The sequence below is a fragment of the Pseudarthrobacter sp. NPDC058119 genome, assembly GCF_042884655.1.
Classification (GTDB): Bacteria; Actinomycetota; Actinomycetes; order Actinomycetales; family Micrococcaceae; genus Arthrobacter.
Window position 1 is genome coordinate 326,379 of sequence record NZ_JBHVTN010000003.1, and the last position, 18,054, is coordinate 344,432.

An 18,054-nucleotide genomic window follows, 5' to 3' on the forward strand; every position below is an offset into this window, starting at 1 on the left:
TGCCGGACCGTGTCTTATTCGACCGTGTTCGATTAGACCGTGCTTTATTGGACCGTGGCCGTCAGCCGGGCCACGTTGTCGACGTAGCGTGCGGCGAGGGGCCTGGTGAGCCAATCCGCGAGCTTGAGTTCATGGGAGATGTCCCGGTACGTGTCCTCCACCGCCCGCATCTTGTTCACGATGTCCTCGCCGAGCAGCATCACTGACACTTCCAGGTTCAGCGAGAAGGACCGCATGTCCATGTTGCTGGACCCGAGGACAGCGACCTCGTCATCGATGGTGAAGTGCTTGGCGTGCAGCACGAACGGGGCCTTGTACAGGTAGATCCGCACTCCGGCCTCCAGGAGCGCCTCGTAGTAGGACCGCTGGGCGTGGTGGACCAGGAACTGGTCGCCCTTCTCCGAGACGAACAGTTCCACGTCGACGCCCCGCTGGGCGGCGGTGGTGATGGCGTAGAGCAGTGAGTCGTCCGGAACGAAGTACGGGCTGCAGATGGAGATGCGGTGCTGCGCTGAGTAGATGAGGGTGTTGAAGAGCCGCAGGTTGTTTTCCGTGATGAACCCCGGACCGCTGGGCACCACCTGGGCTGTGACGTTCCCGGGTTCCGGGTTCGGCGGGAGCTGCAGCTGGTGTTCCAGCGACTCGTCGGTCTCGCTCAGCCAGTCGGTGGCGAAGACGACGTTCAGGGTGGTCACGATGGGTCCGCGCAGGCAGGCCATCAGTTCCACCCATTCGCGCCCCGCCTTGCGGTGCCGTGGGTTGTTGTAGGAGGGCTCGATCAGGTTCTGCGACCCCGTGAAGGCGATAACGCCGTCGATCACCATGATCTTACGGTGGTTGCGCAGGTCCGGCCGGCGCCATTGTCCGTGGATGGGCAGCAGCGGCAGCATCCGCTTCCACTGGATCTTGCCCGCGCGGAGGCGCTGGAGCAGCTTCCGGTACCCCTTGATGCGGAGGGTGCCGATGTGGTCGAAGAGGAGCCGCACCTCCACTCCGCGTTCCGCGGCCTCCTCCATGGCGGTCAGCAGGTCATTGGTGACGTGGTCCGAACTCATGATGTAGAACTCGGCGTTGACGAACTTCTTCGCTTTCCGCACCGCCTGGGTCATTTCCAGGATGGAGTCGGGGTAGCCGGGAATGAGGTCCACCGAGTTTCCGTCCACCATGGGCAGGGAACCCAGGGTGCGGTTGAGTTCAGCAGCGGATTTCACCCATTCCGGGCCCGGGTAGTCGCTTTCCGCGTCGGAGAGTGCGGTGATGCCTGCCTGCACGCGTTCGTTGACCAGTTGCTGCTGGGCCCGCCTGCGGCTGGACAACCTGAAGTTGCCGAAGAGCAGGAACAGGACGATGCCCAGGAACGGGATGAAGAAGATGCCCAGCAGCCAGGCCATGGCCGTGGTGGGACGCCGGTTGCCGGGGATGATGCCCAGCGCGAGGACCCTGATCACCAGGTCGGCGAAACCCAGGAGCACCACCACCCACGTCGGAGCGGTGCCGGCAAGCGAAAAAGGCCACAACACGTCTTAAACCCCCGGGGAGATCGGGCTCCGGAGGACGGCTTCCGGCCGGTGCACTCTGCCCAGCTTATCCGCGGTACCGCACTAAGCTGGTGCCATGACCTCTCCAGCCCCCGTGGTTCTCGCTTTCCTCGATCCCGCTCACCCCGATGGCCGGGTGGCCGACGCCTCCAAGCCCCAACTGCTGGTCACCGACCTGGGGGTTACGCGCGGCGACGGCGTCTTCGAAACCATGCTGGCCGTGGGCGGAACGGTACGGAAAATGCAGGCCCACCTGGACCGCCTGGCCGGCTCCGCCGCGGCGCTGGACCTGGACATTCCGGACCAGGAGGCCTGGCGGCGCGTCATTGCGGCGGCTGTGGCCCGCCACCGGATGGAAAACCCGCCCGCAGACCCGGCCGCCGATGAGCTGGTGGTCAAGCTGGTGGTCACCCGGGGCGTGGAAGGCGCGCCCACCCCCACAGCCTGGGTGCAGGCCACCCCTGCCGGGGCGGCCGGCCGGCGCCAGCGCGAAACCGGCATTGACGTCATCCTCCTGGACCGGGGCTATGACAGCGACGTGGCCGACCGGGCACCCTGGCTGCTCCTCGGCGCCAAGACGCTTTCCTACGCCGTCAACATGGCAGCCCTGCGCCACGCACACAAACAGGGTGCCGACGACGTCATCTTCTTCTCCTCCGATGGCCGCGTGCTGGAAGGCCCCACCTCGACGGTGCTGCTCGCGCATGTGGAAAAGTCCGACGACGGCACGACGGTGAAGCGGCTCATCACCCCGCAGCTGGACAGCGGCATCCTGGCCGGGACCTCCCAGGGTGCACTGTTCGCCGCCGCCAAGGCCGCGGGCTGGGAACTGGGCTACGGTCCGCTGGAACCCAGGGACCTCATGGACGCTGACGCGGTCTGGCTGATTTCGAGCGTCCGCCTGCTTGCCCCCGTGAACCGGATCGACGGCAAGGAGATCGGGACGCCGTCCCTCCAGAAGGAACTAACCGCCGAGTTGGGTGAACTTTTCGCCGGCATCCAGTAGCGGCGCAACAAGCGGCACAATTCCCTTTTCCCGCTCCGGCATCACCCGTAAGGTGTGGACCATGGACTCGCGAAACCTGCCGATTGAAAACCTGTCCTTCGACGACTGCTGGGTACTCCTGGACAACGACACGGTGGGCAGGCTGGCCATCGTGGTGGACGAACATCCCGAGATCTTCCCCGTGAACTACGCTGTCCACCTGCGCAGCATCGTCTTCCGCACCGCGCCCGGTTCAAAACTGTGGGACGCCCGGATGGAACGGCCGGCCGCCCTGGAAATCGACGGCTACGACCCCGCCTCGGAACAGGCCTGGAGCGTGGTGGTGCGCGGCGAAACCGAAATTATCGAGGACCAGGGCGTGAAGGATGCCGTGGATGCACTCGGCCTGGAGCCGTGGCAGCCGGGCGAAAAGGCCCACTACGTCCGGCTCAACGCCAAAGCCCTGACCGGGCGCCGGTTCCGCGTCAACAAACCGGACATTTGGAACACCCGTCTGCAGGACCGCCGTCGGGCGTCCTTCGAATAAGGTGCTTGCCTGACCGGCAGCCCGACGCTGCCTGAACGTCAGGCGGCGGGGCCCGCCGCCGTGCGGGACAGTTGGGCTTCGAGCCCGGACAGCAGGATGCCGAGCCCCTGGTCGAGCTCCGCAGAGCCGTCGTACTCAGCCAGCGCCGGAGCCAGTGCACGCAGCTTGGGGAACTCCTTCGCGGGCAGCCGGTGCAGCCCCAGCCGCAGCAGGACCTCGTTCTCTTCAGGGTCCACCACGTACTCCTGCAGTTCGTTCAGGATGTGCCCGTACAGGAAGCCGTAATAGGCGCGGTAGACGTGGAGGGCGTCAGCAGGTTCGAATCCCGCCGCCACCAGCAGGGACAGGATCTGCTCCAGGGGCCGCAGCGTGCCCAGCGGCCGCATCCCCAGGGGGGTGGACAGGGGCCGGGTGACCAGCAGCGGCACAACGTTGGGGTGCTCGAGGGCCAGCCGGCGAAGCTCGTGGGCGAGAAATCTGAGCTGCGCCATCCAGTCGGGGTCGTCCGGCTGGATGGAAAGCTCGTCCAGGACAAGCTCCGCCACTCCATCGAGCAGGGCAGCGCGGTTCTCGGCGTAGCGGTAGAGGCTCATGGGGTCCCGGCCAAGCTGCTGCCCCAGGCGGCGCATGGTCAGCGCGTCCAAGCCCTCGGCATCGACAAGCTCCAATGCCGCGGCCAGCACGATCTCCCGGCTCAGCCTCGGTTTGGGCGAGCCGGGCCCGGAAGTATTGGCGGAAGTCATGTGGAGGTCCTCACTGCCGGCCCCATCCCGGCAAAAGCGGGACGGTTGCCTCATATCTGGTCTACGGGTAAAGTCTACATCGTAGACAAGTGGTGACAGCACCTTCGTTTCCCCCGGATCTCCAGGGGATGCAGCTACATAATCCTTTGCCACTTTGTGCAGGGCATTGAGGTTCGCCGCTGTAGCCTCACGGCGGCACCACGCACCGAGCGAAGGGACGCCACCATGGCCAATTCGCAATTTGACCTTTTCCTCCAAGAAGCCACCTACGCAGACCAGGCTTCCGAATCGAGCCTGGACCGTGACCGCCTGTATGGGCTGTACACGAGTTGGTGCTTCGTCAACGAACAGCATGCCGGCACCGAGTCCAGCTTCTGGGCTGCCATGAAACACCGGGTCTCGGCCCGCCACAACGGACTGCGCATGAAGGGGCCTGCCGCGGCGGACTACATCATGAGCAGCTACCCCCGGCTGGTATAAACCCCCAAGCCTTGCCAACGCGGCGCCGGGCACCCGTAACCGCACGATCACATGCTGTGGCACTTTGGTGCCGCAGCATTTTTCATGCCTCCCGCCGGTGTGACTGCTCCGCCTAGGTGGGAATGATCCGGAAGAGGAACCTGGTCCGGACCATCACCCACAGCAGGCCCAGCACCACGGCGTAGGCGGCTGTGTTGAGGAAGATGCTCTGCTGCTGAAGCGCAGGGATGTTGGCCACGACGGCGATCAGCACCACATGCATGATGAACACGTAGAGCGTGGCGCGGCCCAGCGGGATCAGGAACCAGCCAAGGGCCCGCTGCACCGGTTTCCAGTAGGCACTGAGGAAGGCATAGGCGGCCACCACCAGGACCAGGACGTTGAGCAGGCGGCCGGGCGCCAGGTAGGTCCGGCCAAACAGCGCGTCATACATGGTCCGGTAGGCGGCGTCCGGCATGAGCGCCAGGCGGACGTCGTAGTTGTTGGCCAAGTACGGGTTGCCCCAGGACAGGAAGGCCAGGACGAATGCCGCGGCGGTGCAGGCTGCCACCACCCAGGTGTGCGCCGCCAGCCAGGCCACGATACCGCGGCGGTGGTAGCCGACAACCAGGCCCAGTACGAAGAGCACCTGCCATACCAGCAGCGGGAATGAGTCCTCGAACTGGGACGGCAGCAGCCTGAACCTGGTCACCGCGCCTACCGCATACACGGCGAAGGACGCCAGCAACACCCAGATGGCCTTGCCGCGGTTTAGTGCCGCAAGGATCAGGGGACTGACCAGCAGGAGCACCACGTACAGGCCCATGACGTTGAACTGCCAGGGCCCGAACTGCAGCAGCAGGATGGCCGGGAGTACCTGGGGCGGCACGGGGAACTGGAACAGCGATGACATGCCCGCATAGAGGTCGTAGGTCCGGCCGGCGCCGCTGTGTCCGGCGCCGCCGGTTCCCTGGTCCACGAACGTGGTCAGGGCCTCGGTGTGGAAGAAAGGCAGCAGCGACAACAGGAAGACGCCGATCAGCACGGCCAGGGCAGTGACATAAAGCTTCCCGGCCCGGCGGGATGTCAGGTCCACCACCCTGCCGAAATCCTCCTTGGCCTTGGGCCCGTACACCATGCCCACCACCAGGCCGGAGAACAGGACAAACAACTCGGCGCCTGACACGAAGCCCACCGCCTCCTGGGTGAGCAGCTGGAACAGCGAGGCCATGCCCAGGTGGTTGACCACCACGAAGACAATGGCCATTCCCCGCAGCAGGTCCACCCGCGAATCCCTGGCGGAAGGGTCCTGGTAACTCCAGGACGTGGCGGCGTTGATCCGGCGCGGCACCTGCCACAGGGCCACCAGGAGGATGACCATGGCAGCAGCCACAGTCCAGGCGGCGGCACCGGAGAGCGTATTGCTGCGCTCATAGGTGCCTGAGGCCGCCACCTCGGTGACAGGTCCGGCGACCATAGGCGAGGCCTTCAACCGGTCCAGGGCGGCCTTGGCGATGTCCGGGTTGCCGGTAAGCAGCCAGCTGATGCTCGCAACGCCGGTGTCCCGGGTGCTGGTGCGTTCGTCCCACACCACGGCGGCTGTTCCGGCGAACGCGGGCGACGTGGCGGTGGCCACCACCTGGTCCCACCACCCGGTTTTGATCCCGGCCTCGGGCGCCCCGCCGGACGCCGGGCTGTAGAACGCCGAGGTCTGGAGCAGGAAGGGCTTCTTGCGGCCTTCGGCGTAGGTGCCGTAGAAGTTTTCGCTGCCTGAGGCCGTCAGCATGTCTTCGAGTTCACCGGAGTGCGGGAGGGAGTTGACGGCGGCCGCGCCGGCAGTGTCGTCGTGGTAGGCCGCCAGCCCCACCCAGTCCACGGCATCGTCACCCGGGTAGTACGGGGCATAGGCGCTGTCGCTTCCGTTCCAGGTACCGTCGCCATTCGTGTCCAGCAGGGAAAACCCCTCGCTTCCGGGCTGCGGCGCATTCCGGTTGCGTTCGAAGGGATAGTCCTTCCCCAGGTACGGCGCCCACACCATGGTGGCCCGGCCGCCGTCGCCCTTCTTGAACGCTGCCGACACCGCCTGGAACGCCTGCCGGTACACGGCCGGCTGCTGGCCCCAGGCCACCCAGCTGGCATTCATGTCGGGGGCGAACCGGACGAGCAGTTGGCCCTTGAATCCCGACGTCAGGCCTCGCACCAGCGCTGTAAACGCTTCCGCCTCCGCGGTGCCGAGCTGATCCAGCGGCACCGACGGCTTGACCGTGAGCATGGCGTGGGCACCCTTGGCTGCCGTCTGCTGCAGGAAGCCCTCGATGTCGTTCCGCTCTGATTCCCGGTACGGAATGGTGATGTCGTGGCCGAAGAGCGCAGGGCTTGCACCCAGCCGGTCACTGAAGCCCGCGGCGGTATCCTCCCCCCACTCCAGGACCGCCCCCAGCCAGGGTTTGCCCTTGTCCGGAGTGGGTGCAGCCGCCTGTGCCGGGGCCGCCGGGGCCACCACTGCCAGCAAGGCGATCAAAACGGCGGCCAGGAAGGACGCGGCGGAACGCGGACGGTTCCACCGGCTGGCGGCATGGTGGTGCGATACGTGTGCCCGCATGCTGACAAGGACCCCCGGTACTCATTGCTCTGGATACGGGGCGGCGCCCCCGGTAGAACTTTATCGGTCCACAGCCGCCCCTGCCCCGCGTGGCGGGCAGCTCAATGACGGAACATGACGACGGCGGCAATGCGGCTTGGCGCGGCAAGTGTTACGTTTTTGGGGAGTAATGAGTACCGGCGCCAAGCCCTGACTTGCCGGTCGGCAACCCTCCCTTTCGCGGCGGGGTGCCTCAGGTGAATACTCGGCATATCGACCGATTCGAGCTGCAAGCGTGAAAGAAGGAGATCCGTCGTGTCCGACGCGCCCGCCCCTGACGAAAAACTGTCCTACCGCCTGATTACCGGCGCGGACACTCGTGAATTCTGCGAGCGGATCTCCGCCGCACTCGCCGACGGCTACGTACTGCACGGCAGCCCGGCAGCTACTTTCAACGGCACCAGCGTCATCGTGGCGCAGGCAATCGTCCTGCCGTCCGCGATCGCCACGGCCGATGCCGCCGTCGCCACCGCAGTGGACCAGCTCGACGCCGGCCTGGAGGGCGATTTCGACGGCGAGGGCCACGCATGAGCTACGCAGGAGACCTGACGCCGCAGGAAGCATGGGCCAAGCTGGAGCAGGGCGCCATCCTGGTTGACGTCCGCACCGAGGGCGAATGGGCCCACATCGGCATCCCGGACACCAAGGCCACTGACAACGATCCCCTGTTCATCCAGTGGACCTTCCCCGGCGGCATCCCCAATCCCGACTTCGTCAAGGACCTCCAGGCGCAGGCGCCGGAGGATTCCCAGGCGGAACTGCTCTTCCTGTGCCGCTCCGGGCAGCGGTCCATCGCGGCCGCGACTGCCGCCACCCAGGCCGGCTTCACCGCGTACAGCGTGCTGGAGGGCTTCGAAGGCGAGCCGGACCGCTACGGCGAACGCACCGTCAACGGCTGGAAGAACCGCGGCTTCCCCACCAACCTCGGAAAGAACTAAGTGACCTTCAACCCAGACGCCCCCGGCTGGAACCCCGATACGCAGGCAGTCCGCGGAGGCCTGGACCGCTCCAACTTCCAGGAAACGTCCGAGGCCATCTTCCTGAACTCCGGGTTCGTCTACGAATCCGCTGCGGCAGCCGAACGCGCCTTCACCGGCGAGGACGAGCGCTTTGTCTACTCCCGCTACGGCAACCCGTCCGTGGCCACCTTCCAGGAACGGCTTCGACTGCTGGAAGGCACCGAAGCCTGCTTCGCGACGGCGTCGGGCATGTCTGCCGTGTTCACCGCGCTGGGCGCCCTGCTGGCTGCGGGCGACCGCGTGGTGGCTGCCCGTTCGCTGTTCGGTTCTTGCTTTGTGATCCTGAACGAGATCCTGCCACGGTGGGGCGTGGAAACGGTCTTCGTGGACGGTCCGGACCTTGACCAGTGGCGCGAAGCCCTGTCCAAGCCCACCACCGCCGTCTTCTTCGAGTCCCCGTCCAACCCGATGCAGGAAATCGTCGACATCGCCGCCGTCAGTGAGCTGGCGCATGCGGCCGGTGCCACCGTGGTGGCTGACAACGTCTTTGCCACTCCCCTGCTGCAACGCTGCGGGGACCTCGGCGCCGACGTGATCGTCTACTCGGGTACCAAGCACATCGACGGGCAGGGCCGGGTGATGGGCGGCGCCATCCTCGGCACCAAGGAGTTCATCGACGGACCCGTCAAGCAGCTGATGCGCCATACGGGCCCTGCACTGTCCGCATTCAACGCCTGGGTCCTGACCAAGGGCCTGGAAACCATGGGCCTGCGCGTCAACCACTCGTCCGCCACCGCGCTGCGGCTGGCCGAATGGCTGGAGGAACAGCCGGCGGTGGGCTGGGTGAAGTATCCGCTCCTGAAGTCGCACCCGCAGTACGGGCTGGCCGCGAAGCAGATGAGTGCCGGCGGAACGGTCCTGACGTTCGAACTGGCCCCGACCGGCGGCCGTTCGGGCAAGGAAGCAGCCTTCGCCCTCCTGGACGGGCTGCGGATCATCGACATATCCAACAACCTGGGCGATGCCAAGTCCTTGATCACGCACCCGGCCACCACCACCCACCGCGCCATGGGCCCCGAGGGGCGGGCCGCGATCGGCCTGAGCGACGGCGTGGTCCGGCTCTCCGTGGGGCTCGAGGACCCGGAAGACCTCCTCCGCGACCTCGAGCAGGCGCTGAAGCAGATCTAGTTTTCGACGCGCCTCCGCGTTTTCGACGCGCAGATTCCCTGGCGCGCACGAATGTGGCGCGCGCAAAGGAGCATGCGCGTCGAAAAGGAATATGCATGCCGCGGACGGGCAAACCAAGCGGCGGGTCAGGCCTGGCGCACGCGCAGCAGCTCGGGCGCGTCCGCCACGTCTGACAGGTCCAGCGCGTCGCGCATCGTCAGGTGGACGGCCTGCCGCACCACGGCGCCGAACCCCATGTCCTCGGGCGACTGCCCCGCCAGGGCCTTGTCACGCGCGCGGCGCTGCTCAGCCGACCCTGTCCCGCGGGCGATGATGTCCTCCACCCCCTGCCGGGCCAGGGCCAGTTCGCCCTGTTCCGCCAGGACGGGTGCCAGGTAGTCCACCAGGGAACGGACCACATCCGCGGCCGGCGCCGGCCTGAAGTTGCCGAAGTCCAGGAGTTCGCCGCTCAGCCCGGCGCTGCTGGCCTGCCAGGACGCCATCCGCAGCAGCACTGTGGGTACGGGGGCAGGGTCCACGTCGTCGCGCCATTCCCGGCCGGCGGATTCCACCAGGGCGCGGACCAGCACGGCGATAAGGGCCGCATCCTCGGCCCGGAGGCATACGTCAGCCACCCGTACTTCCACCGTGGGATGGTTCCGGGAGAGGCGGGCGTCGAAATACAGCATGCCCTCATCAAGCATGACGCCGCTGTCCAGCAACCGTGTCACCACGCGGCGGTACGCGGGATACGTTCCGTAAATGCCTGCCGGGCCCGCGGTGGGCCAGCGGTTCCAGGCCTGCGTCCGGTAGCTTTCGAATCCGGTGGGGACGCCATTCCAGAACGGCGAATTCGCACTCAGCGCGGTGAGCACCGCCAGCTTGTCGCGGATGCGGTCCAGGACCGCCACGCCTTCTTCCGGCGATTCAATGAAGGTGTGGACGTGGAAACCGCAGGTCAGCTGTTCCTGGGCAGTGAGGCCAAAGCGTTCCAGCATCCTGGCGTAGCGCGGGTCCGGCGTGGTGTGGCTGGGCGATGCCACGGGAGAGGTGGCGAGCGCCGCAACCCGGGCCCCGTGCTTTCGGGCTGCCTGGTCCGCCAGCGTCCGGCCGGCCCGGATCTGCTCCAGCAGGCTTCCGTAATCGGTGCACGGCCGGGTCTGCGTCTCGATCTGCTCAAGCTTGAGCTCGGCACTCAGGCCCATCTCGTCGTCGTAATCCGCCTGGCTGCCGGCATGCCTGCCGTCCAGCTCCACGGGAGCATCGTCTGCTGCCACGCGGTGGCTGGCCAGGAGGGCATCGGCCAGGGCAAGCGGCTCCCCGGACTCCGGATCAACAATCAGGAGTTCTTCCTCGACGCCGAATGTACGCATACGAACATTCTGCCGCGCCCGCAGGGCATTCAAAGGGGCGCCGCACTTCATGACGAAGGATGAATGCCTAGTCCTGGAAGTACTCCACCTTGGCGCCGATGGTGTTCAGTCGCTCCGCCAAATCCTCGTAACCCCGCTCGATGACGTAGATGTTCCGCAGCTCGGACACGCCCCGCGCGGCCAGCATCGCCAGCAGCAGGCAGGCGGCCGGACGGAGTGCCGGCGGGCAGCCGACCTCGGCGGCGCGCCACTTGGTGGGCCCGTTGACGTAGATCCGGTGCGGGTCCAGGAGCTGCACTTGCGCGCCGAGCCGGTTCAGCTCCGTCAGGTAGATGGCACGGTTTTCGTACACCCAGTCGTGGATCATGGTCTGGCCGTGGGCGTTCGCAGCGATCACGGCAAAGAACGGCAGGTTGTCGATGTTCAGCCCGGGGAACGGCATGGGATGGATCTTGTCCTCGGGCGCGCGGAGCTCGGAGGGTTTGGTGGTGACGTCCACCAGGCGGGTGCGGCCGTTGCGGGCCATGTACTCGCCCGAGACCTCCAGTTTCTGGCCCATTTGTTCCAGCGTGGCCAGTTCGATTTCCATGAACTCGATGGGGACCCGGCGTACCGTGACCTCGGAGTTGGTGACGATGCCTGCCGTGATGAGGCTCATGGCCTCAATGGGGTCCTCAGAGGGGAAATACTCGATCTCGGCGTCGATTTCCGGCCGGCCGGCAATCCGCAGGGTGGTGGTGCCCACGCCGTCGATGGTGACGCCGAGCATCTGCAGGTAGAAGCACAGGTCCTGCACCATGTAGTTGGGGCTGGCGTTGCGGATCACAGTGGTTCCCGACCGGTGGGCCGCGGCCATGATCGCGTTCTCGGTGACGGTGTCCCCCCGTTCGGTGAGGACGAAGGACCGGTCCTCCCCATCCGCGGGCGGGGCCTGGACGGTGTAGAAACCCGCCGTGGCTTCCACCGACAGGCCGAACTCGCGCAAAGCCTGCATATGGGGCTCCACGGTGCGGGTGCCCAGATCGCAGCCGCCGGCATACGGCAGGCGGTACTCCCGCGACTCGTCCAGCATGGGGCCGAGCAGCATGATGACGCTGCGGGTGCGGCGGGCAGCGTCCACGTCCATGGCATCCAGGTCCAGGACGGCGGGCCGGCGCAGGCGGAGGTCCGTGTCGTTAAGCCAGGTGCACTCCACGCCGATGCTGGTCAGCACCTCGACGATGCGGTTGACTTCCTCGATCCGGGCCAGCCGGCGGAGCACGGTGGTGCCGCGGTTGATCAGGCTGGCGCACAGCAGGGCCACGCCGGCGTTCTTGCTGCTGTTGACGTCCACGGCGCCGGACAGGGTGCGCCCGCCTTCCACCCGCAGGTGCGTCATCTTCGGCTTGCCCACGTTCACGATGCTGCGGTCAAAGATGTTTTCCAGCCGCTGGATCATTTTCAGGCTCAGGTTCTGCTTGCCCTGCTCCATCCGGGCAACGGCGCTCTGGCTGGTGCCTAGCTCGGCGGCCAGTTGGCCCTGGGTCCACCCCTTCTCGCTCCGGGCGTCCCTCAGCATGGCGGCAACGTGTTCAGCGGTTTCCTGGGTCATACCGCGAATATATCATAAATGAGTTATGCAGCCCGACCTGGAGGGCCAGCAGGGGATGCATCACACGCGATACCCATTCGGTGCGATAGGGAAGTAAGCGTAGCTTTTACGGGACCTAGCTGCCGAGCCACACCATGTTCCACGTGCCTGCAGAGACAGCCGCTGCCAGCGCAAGTCCTGCCACCAACACACCGCCGGCGACCACCCAGGAGTCCAAGGGGCTGAAGGTGGATTCCCTGGCCCACGTCCGCCGGCCGCCGCCGAATCCCCGCGCCTCCATGGTCACGGCGAGCCTCGACGCACGCCGGATGGCCTGCACCAGCAGTCCGAAGCTCTGGCCCAGCGTCGCCTTCACCCGCTGGCCGAGGCTGCCGCGGGCGCCTACCCCCCGGGCACGGCGCGCCATCCCGATGGTCTGCCACTCCTCTGCCATGAGCCCCACCAGGCGCATCGCGGCGAGGGTACCCAGGACGAACCGGTGGGGCAGCCGGGCCTTCTGCGCCAGTGCATCGGCGAGATCAGTGGGGTCGGTGCAGCTCATCAGGAGCACTGCCGGGAGGGCGATCGCAAAGCCGCGCAGGAGGAAGCCGATGCCCAGCTGGAGGGAACCCTCGCTCATGCTCCAGATGCCGACGTCGAGCAGGATCCTTCCGCTGTCCGGCGCCAGGATGGCGGTACTCCAGCCGCCGATGGCTGCGGCGAGGATCAACGGCCATCCGCGCTGCCACAGCAGGGACACGGTGAGCCCGGCCAGGGGAAACAGCATCAGTTCGAAGACCAGGGCCACTGAGGCGGACACCCAGTCGATGGACAGCGCCAGGACCGCCGTGATGAGCAGGACCGCCGCGAACTTGCTGAGTGGATTGGCGCGGGCCAGGAGGGCGCGGTTGCCGCCCAAGGTGAGTTCCTGCCTCATGGTGCCACCGCTTCCGTGGCGGCCATCCGCAGTTCCGTTCCGCCCAGGGCGCCGGTGAACTCGGCGTCGTGGGTCACGGAAACCACCGCCGTGCCGGCATCCAGGAGCTCGGACAGGAAGGATGCGAGTTCGGCCCAGGTATTGGCATCCTGCCCAAAAGTGGGCTCGTCCAGGATCAGCACCTGGGGGCTGGCGGCAAGGACGGTGGCCACCGAGAGGCGGCGCTTTTCCCCGCCGGAGAGCGTATAGGGGTTGGCGTCCACCAGCTGGGTGAGCCGCAGGCGCTCCAGCAGTTCGTCCACCCTGTCTTCGCCGTGCCCCAGGTGCTTCGGGCCGAACTGCAGTTCGTCCAGCACCTTCCCGGTGACGAACTGGTGTTCCGGTTCCTGGAAGACCGTGCCCACCCGTGAAATCAGTTGCTCGGCCTTCCATTTGTAGGGGTCGATGCCGGCGCCCCGGCTGAGGTCCAGCGTGGCGGACACCGTCCCTGCCACGGGCTCCAGCAGGCCGGCCAGGGTCAGGGCGAACGTCGACTTGCCGGCGCCGTTGGGACCGGTGATGGCCAGGGCCTGCCCGGCGCGGACCTGGGCGGCCACGCCCTCCTGGACCGGCACCGGCGGTGTCTTCCGAAAACCCTGGCGGCGCGGACGCTCCCGGGACACGGCCAGCTGCTCAGCGGCCAGCAGGAGGGTGCCCGTTCCGTGGGCCGGGACGGCGGCGCGCGAACGGGTGGCCGGGACGTACCCGGGGACCCACACGCCGGCAGCGGCCAGCATGGTCCGCGCCTCGTTGAGCACGTGGTCCGGCGGGCCGTCCAGGAGCACGGCGGGCTCGCTGGCGGAGCCGGGCTGCAGGACCACGATCCGGTCCACCAGGTCCTTCCACACGGACACGCGGTGCTCCACGACCACCAGGGTGGCGCCGGTTTTGTCCAGGGAGCGGGCCACGGCGTCCCGGACTTCGAGCACGCCGTCCGGGTCCAGGTTGGCGGTGGGTTCGTCCAGCAGGATCAGGCCGGGGCGCATCGCCAAGATGCCAGCGAGCGCCAGGCGCTGCTTTTGGCCGCCGGACAGGGCCGACGTCGGGTGGTCAAGCGGGAGGTGGGAGAGTCCGACGTCGGCCAGCGCTGCCTGCACGCGGGGCCAGATCGCGTCGCGGGGCACCGCGAGGTTTTCGGCGCCGAAGGCGGCGTCGTCCCCCACCCGGGAGAGGACCACCTGCGTCTCGGGGTCCTGCTGCATCAGGCCGGCGCGGCCGCGCTGGGAGCGGGGCGCGGCGCCGTCCACCAGGAGCGAACCGGACTCGTCGGCGTCGCCTGCCTCGCCGTCGTCGTTGATGTCTCCCAGGACGCCGGCCAGCGCGTGCAGCAGCGTGGACTTCCCGGCGCCGGAGGGGCCGAGCAGCAGCACCCGCTCCCCGGGGGCGATGTCCAGGTCGAGGCCGTGGACGGCGGGTTTGGCCCGGCCGGCGTGCCGCCAGCCCCAGCCGCGGGCGGTGACGGCGGCGGGGCGGACCGCGCCGGAGTCCTGGGAGGGTGCCATCAGGAGAAGACGGGCTCCGTGGCGGCCTTGCGGGACGCGAAGGAGCTCAGGACGCCGGTGCGGGCCAGGCCGCGGGTGGCGAGCCAGGCCAGCGCGCCGGCCAGGATGGCTCCGGAAATGGTGGTGAGGACAATGTAGGCCAGCTTGTCCGCGCCGGAGTAGGCGATGTTCCAGCCCCACGGTGCAAACGAATCGTTCAGGCCGCAGAAGAATCCGGCCGCAGCGCCTGCCAGCAGGGACACGGGCAGGTTGAATTTCCGGTACACGAAGATTGCGAAGATGATTTCCGCGCCCAGGCCCTGGATGAAACCGGAGAAGAGGACCGAAGCGCCGTACTGGGAGCCCATGAGCAGCTCTCCGGTGGCGGCCACGGTTTCGCAGAACAGGGCAGCCCCGGGCTTGCGGATGATGAGCATCCCGAGCACGCCTGGAATCATCCATCCGCCGGCGAGCAGCCCGGTGAGGGGTGGGTAGGCGGCGTTCATGGGAGCGGACAGGGCGGCGGCGCCCTGGTCCCAGGCCCAGAAGATGACGCCGCCGGCGATGGCCACCAGGGCGGCGACGACGATGTCCACGACGCGCCAGGACTTGCTGGTGGTCTTCTTGATTGCTGCAGTGCTCATGTGATCCTCCTGGGAAACAGGAGGGGAAAGTGGACCCGGCCGGCGGCCTGTGGCCGTGGAACCGCGACACTTTGAGAACTCGACTCCCTTGCGCCGGTACTAACCGGATCAGGTTCGAGGGTCTGCGGCTGTCCGCACTCTCAGCGCCCACCTGCGGTGCCCGGCTGGTGCCAGGTTGCCCGACGGCGGCGCTCCCCTGTCGTTTTTAGTGTTGCTTTTGGTGTGGGTAACGCTTGTTGGTGTGCCCGGTTGGGCGAGGTCAAGTTTACACCTGGCAGGGCTGGATTGCGGGGCCCCGTGCGCCAATCCGCCGGATATGACCGGGTCCGGTCTGGAATGCGCCGCGCGCCGGCCGGAAGGCAACCTTAACTGCCAATGGCAGCGGCACGGACCCAAGGAGGTTCCAGCCGCTGCCGTGGAGGCGGTTTGTCGTTTAGGGCGAGAGCTCTTCGAGGACCCGGCCTTTGGTTTCGATGGCGAAGAAGATAGTGATCAGGCCGCCGATGAGGGCGACTGCTGCGAAGACGGTGAAGACGAAGCTGATGCCGTAGTTGTCGACGATGTAGCCCACAAGGATGGGCCCGATCGCTGAGCCGGCGCGGAGCCAGGCGCTGCCGAAACCGGTTCCGATGGCGCGCAGCCGGGTGGGGTAGAGCTCGGCGGAGTAGAGGTACAGGGAGAAGGAGATGGTTTGGAGGATGGCGTAGGCGATGCTGGCGAACACCACCACTTGGGTGGCGGAGACGGCGCCGAGGGCGGTGAGGACGACGAGCGGCACCGTGGCGGCGAGGAATGCCCACGAGTACCAGCGTTTGCGGCCGACGCGGTCGATGAGCAGTGCGCAGACGATCGACGCGACGACGCCTACTGCCGACGTGACCCAGCCGTAGGCGAGGCTGGTTTGCAGCGGAAGGTTGAAGGTCTGCTTGTAAAGCGTGGGGAGCCAGGTGATAAGGCCGTTGTTGACCATGTAGACGCAGATCCAGAGCATCCAGATCATGAAGGTGCGCTTCTTGTAGATCCCGGAAAACAGTTCTCGCCAGCTGGTGCGGGCCGTTGCCTTCGGATCCACGGGGCGGACGACAGGATCGGAGAGGGTGTGTCCGGCTTTTCGCGCTTCCTTTTCCAGCATGGCGACGACTGTCTCGGCCTTGTGGATGTGGCCCCTGGAGGCAAGCCAGCGCGGGGATTCGGGCATGAGCCAGCGCATGGGGATGGTGAGGAGGGCGGGGATGATGCCGACGATGAACATGGCCTTCCAGCCAACGACCGGGACGAGGAAGTACCCGGCGATGCCGGCGAACATGAGGCCGACGGGGAAGATGACCTCGTAGAGGAGGAAGAAGCGGCCGCGCTTTTTGGCGCCGACGAATTCGTTGATGTAGGCGCTGGCGACCGGCACTTCGCCGCCGGTGCCGATGCCTTGGAGGAACCGGAAGATGATCATTGACGTGGCACCCCATGCGAAAAGGCAGGCGACGTCCATGGAGACGAAAAGCAGGATGGTGATGAGCAGGACTGGAAGGCGTCCGATGCGTTCGGCGAGTTGGCCGAAGAAGAGTGATCCGAAGATTTGCCCGACGTAGCCGGCGGAGAGGATCATTCCGATTTCCCCGGCGTTCAGGTGCCATTCGGTGGACAGCTGGGGCATCGCGAAGGCGATGGCCAGGACGGTGTACGCGTCGAAGAACGTGGCTGACCCGATGACCACGCGGATCAGGGTCAGGCGCCGGGTGAGCGGGAGCCTCTCGAGGCGGGCTACGAGCTCTGCATTGATCCTGGCGGCGTTGGGGCCGCCCGCCATGGTGGTGGTGGTGGTGTTCGGCTCGCGCATTGCGAGTCCTCCTTCTCCAGCGGTGATGCTGGGGTCCTCATTGACCAAGAGTGGAGATGGCTAAAGCCTAGGGGAGGATGGCGGGAGTTGCTCCCGCCATCCTTGGGATCCGTGGATCAGACAGCGGCGGTGACTTTGCCGATGTTGGCGGCGGCGAAGGCTTCCGCGATTTCGGTCTCGGCGCCCTCGGGCAGGGGCAGGAGCGGGGTGCGGACCGTGGCGTGGTCCAGGATGCCGCGGTTCACCAAGCCCCACTTCAAGGCGACGGTGCCCTCCATGTGGGAGCCGCGGTGGTAGACATTCTTGGTCACCGGCAGCAACCGCTCATGAATGGCGTGGGCACGCTTGTAGTCCTGCGCCTTGCCGGCCTCGATGAGTCCGACGAGCAATTCGGGGGCGATGTTGCCGTAGCCGACGAGCAGGCCATCGACATCGAACATTGTCGGCAGCAGGTACTCGTCATGGCAGGACAGGATCTGCAGTTCGGGGTACGCGGCGCGCAGGGCGGGGATTTCGGTGTACCAGCGGCGCATGTTCCGGACGCCGTTCTTCGTGGCGAAGACGCCTTCCTGGCCGGCGATCTCCAGCTGGGTGTCGAGGTCGTAAGTCGCCTTGGTGTTGTCGGGGTACTGGAAGAGGATCAGCGGCAGGCCGGACTCTTCATAGATCTCTTTGTAGCGCGACTGCGGGGCGCCCTGCTGGTAGCCGAAGCGCAGCCAGCCGTGCGAAGGGTAGACCAGGCCAGCGGATGCGCCCGCCTCGACGGCCTTTTTGGCCTCGAGGGCCGCGGTCTTGTTGCCCTCCTTGGTAATGCCGGCCACGACTGGGACGCGGCCGTCGGTGGACGCCACGAACGCGCGGATAACGTCCAGCTGCTCCTCTTCGGTGAGGAACGTTCCTTCGCCGGCGTGGCCCAGGACGACGAGGCTCTTCACGCCGTCAATCGATCCGAGCCAGGAACCCAGGCGCTGGATCGCATCGAAGTCGACAGCGCCATCTTCGGTGAACGGGGTGACGGGTGCGGGGCTGAGTCCGCGGAGATCGAGTGCCATTGCAGCTACCTTCTTGTCTTCTTTGATGGTCGGTAGTCCCGCTAGAATGAAATCGTTTGCGGGAACGTTTTCAAGTTTGCACGTG

General features: G+C 66.7%; 16 protein-coding genes and 2 riboswitches. Of the genes, 6 read left to right on the forward strand and 10 right to left on the reverse strand.

Annotated elements, in window-relative coordinates:
* Positions 1 to 44 precede the first annotated feature (44 nt).
* Positions 45 to 1,520, reverse strand: coding sequence for a cardiolipin synthase (gene cls, locus ACFVTD_RS09425; RefSeq protein WP_387561406.1), 1,476 nt, complete (start codon positions 1,518 to 1,520; stop codon positions 45 to 47).
* 94 nt (positions 1,521 to 1,614) lie between these two features.
* On the opposite strand from cls, the gene ACFVTD_RS09430 reads away from it, so the two are divergent.
* Entirely contained in the window at positions 1,615 to 2,544 is a 930-nt protein-coding gene (locus ACFVTD_RS09430) for an aminodeoxychorismate lyase (protein WP_387561411.1), read from the forward strand.
* Positions 2,545 to 2,605: 61 nt separating this feature from the next.
* Positions 2,606 to 3,070 carry a pyridoxamine 5'-phosphate oxidase family protein gene (locus ACFVTD_RS09435; protein ID WP_387561414.1) on the forward strand — a complete coding sequence of 155 codons (465 nt, stop codon included), beginning with the start codon at positions 2,606 to 2,608 and terminating at the stop codon, positions 3,068 to 3,070.
* A 38-nt stretch (positions 3,071 to 3,108) separates the two neighbouring features.
* On the opposite strand, the gene ACFVTD_RS09440 is transcribed toward ACFVTD_RS09435, so the two are convergent.
* Positions 3,109 to 3,813, reverse strand: a complete 705-nt coding sequence (locus tag ACFVTD_RS09440; protein ID WP_387561417.1) for a TetR/AcrR family transcriptional regulator C-terminal domain-containing protein — start codon at positions 3,811 to 3,813, stop codon at positions 3,109 to 3,111.
* Between the two features lie 225 nt (positions 3,814 to 4,038).
* On the opposite strand from ACFVTD_RS09440, the gene ACFVTD_RS09445 reads away from it, so the two are divergent.
* Positions 4,039 to 4,293 carry a hypothetical protein gene (locus ACFVTD_RS09445; protein ID WP_387561419.1) on the forward strand — a complete coding sequence of 85 codons (255 nt, stop codon included), beginning with the start codon at positions 4,039 to 4,041 and terminating at the stop codon, positions 4,291 to 4,293.
* 112 nt (positions 4,294 to 4,405) lie between these two features.
* On the opposite strand, the gene opgC is transcribed toward ACFVTD_RS09445, so the two are convergent.
* Positions 4,406 to 6,874 (reverse strand): OpgC domain-containing protein, encoded by a 2,469-nt coding sequence (opgC, locus tag ACFVTD_RS09450; protein WP_387561422.1) that lies wholly within the window; start codon positions 6,872 to 6,874, stop codon positions 4,406 to 4,408.
* Positions 6,875 to 7,039: 165 nt separating this feature from the next.
* A riboswitch (SAM riboswitch) is annotated at positions 7,040 to 7,155 on the forward strand.
* 13 nt (positions 7,156 to 7,168) lie between these two features.
* Between opgC and ACFVTD_RS09455 the strand changes: the two genes are divergently transcribed.
* From ACFVTD_RS09455 to ACFVTD_RS09465, 3 genes are read left to right on the forward strand one after another with little or no spacing between them, the layout of a single operon-like run.
* Positions 7,169 to 7,444 (forward strand): DUF1737 domain-containing protein, encoded by a 276-nt coding sequence (locus tag ACFVTD_RS09455; protein ID WP_387561425.1) that lies wholly within the window; start codon positions 7,169 to 7,171, stop codon positions 7,442 to 7,444.
* Positions 7,441 to 7,851, forward strand: a complete 411-nt coding sequence (locus ACFVTD_RS09460; protein WP_387561428.1) for a rhodanese-like domain-containing protein — start codon at positions 7,441 to 7,443, stop codon at positions 7,849 to 7,851. The genes ACFVTD_RS09455 and ACFVTD_RS09460 overlap by 4 nt, the downstream gene beginning before the upstream one ends.
* Entirely contained in the window at positions 7,852 to 9,060 is a 1,209-nt protein-coding gene (locus tag ACFVTD_RS09465) for an O-succinylhomoserine sulfhydrylase (protein ID WP_141159079.1), read from the forward strand.
* A gap of 125 nt (positions 9,061 to 9,185) precedes the next feature.
* Here ACFVTD_RS09465 and ACFVTD_RS09470 read toward each other — a convergent pair whose 3' ends face one another.
* The 7 genes from ACFVTD_RS09470 to ACFVTD_RS09500 all read right to left on the reverse strand — a co-directional run bounded on the left by ACFVTD_RS09470 (position 9,186) and on the right by ACFVTD_RS09500 (position 17,969).
* Positions 9,186 to 10,412 (reverse strand): glutamate--cysteine ligase, encoded by a 1,227-nt coding sequence (locus ACFVTD_RS09470; RefSeq protein WP_387561432.1) that lies wholly within the window; start codon positions 10,410 to 10,412, stop codon positions 9,186 to 9,188.
* A gap of 67 nt (positions 10,413 to 10,479) precedes the next feature.
* Positions 10,480 to 12,003: a UDP-N-acetylglucosamine 1-carboxyvinyltransferase gene (locus tag ACFVTD_RS09475; RefSeq protein WP_387561435.1), complete on the reverse strand. Its 1,524-nt coding sequence runs from the start codon at positions 12,001 to 12,003 to the stop codon at positions 10,480 to 10,482.
* A gap of 115 nt (positions 12,004 to 12,118) precedes the next feature.
* Positions 12,119 to 12,919, reverse strand: coding sequence for an energy-coupling factor transporter transmembrane component T family protein (locus ACFVTD_RS09480; protein ID WP_387561438.1), 801 nt, complete (start codon positions 12,917 to 12,919; stop codon positions 12,119 to 12,121).
* Positions 12,916 to 14,460, reverse strand: a complete 1,545-nt coding sequence (locus tag ACFVTD_RS09485; RefSeq protein ID WP_387561441.1) for an ABC transporter ATP-binding protein — start codon at positions 14,458 to 14,460, stop codon at positions 12,916 to 12,918. The genes ACFVTD_RS09480 and ACFVTD_RS09485 overlap by 4 nt, the downstream gene beginning before the upstream one ends.
* The gene (locus ACFVTD_RS09490; protein WP_387561444.1) at positions 14,460 to 15,083 is read right to left on the reverse strand and encodes an ECF transporter S component; all 624 of its coding nucleotides are present in this window, start codon (positions 15,081 to 15,083) and stop codon (positions 14,460 to 14,462) included. Before ACFVTD_RS09490 ends, ACFVTD_RS09485 begins: the two co-directional genes overlap by 1 nt.
* Positions 15,084 to 15,150: 67 nt before the next feature.
* A riboswitch (TPP riboswitch) is annotated at positions 15,151 to 15,291 on the reverse strand.
* 225 nt (positions 15,292 to 15,516) lie between these two features.
* Positions 15,517 to 16,917 (reverse strand): MFS transporter, encoded by a 1,401-nt coding sequence (locus tag ACFVTD_RS09495; protein ID WP_387561447.1) that lies wholly within the window; start codon positions 16,915 to 16,917, stop codon positions 15,517 to 15,519.
* A 116-nt stretch (positions 16,918 to 17,033) separates the two neighbouring features.
* Positions 17,034 to 17,969, reverse strand: coding sequence for a dihydrodipicolinate synthase family protein (locus tag ACFVTD_RS09500; protein WP_387561450.1), 936 nt, complete (start codon positions 17,967 to 17,969; stop codon positions 17,034 to 17,036).
* Between the last annotated feature and the right edge of the window lie 85 nt (positions 17,970 to 18,054).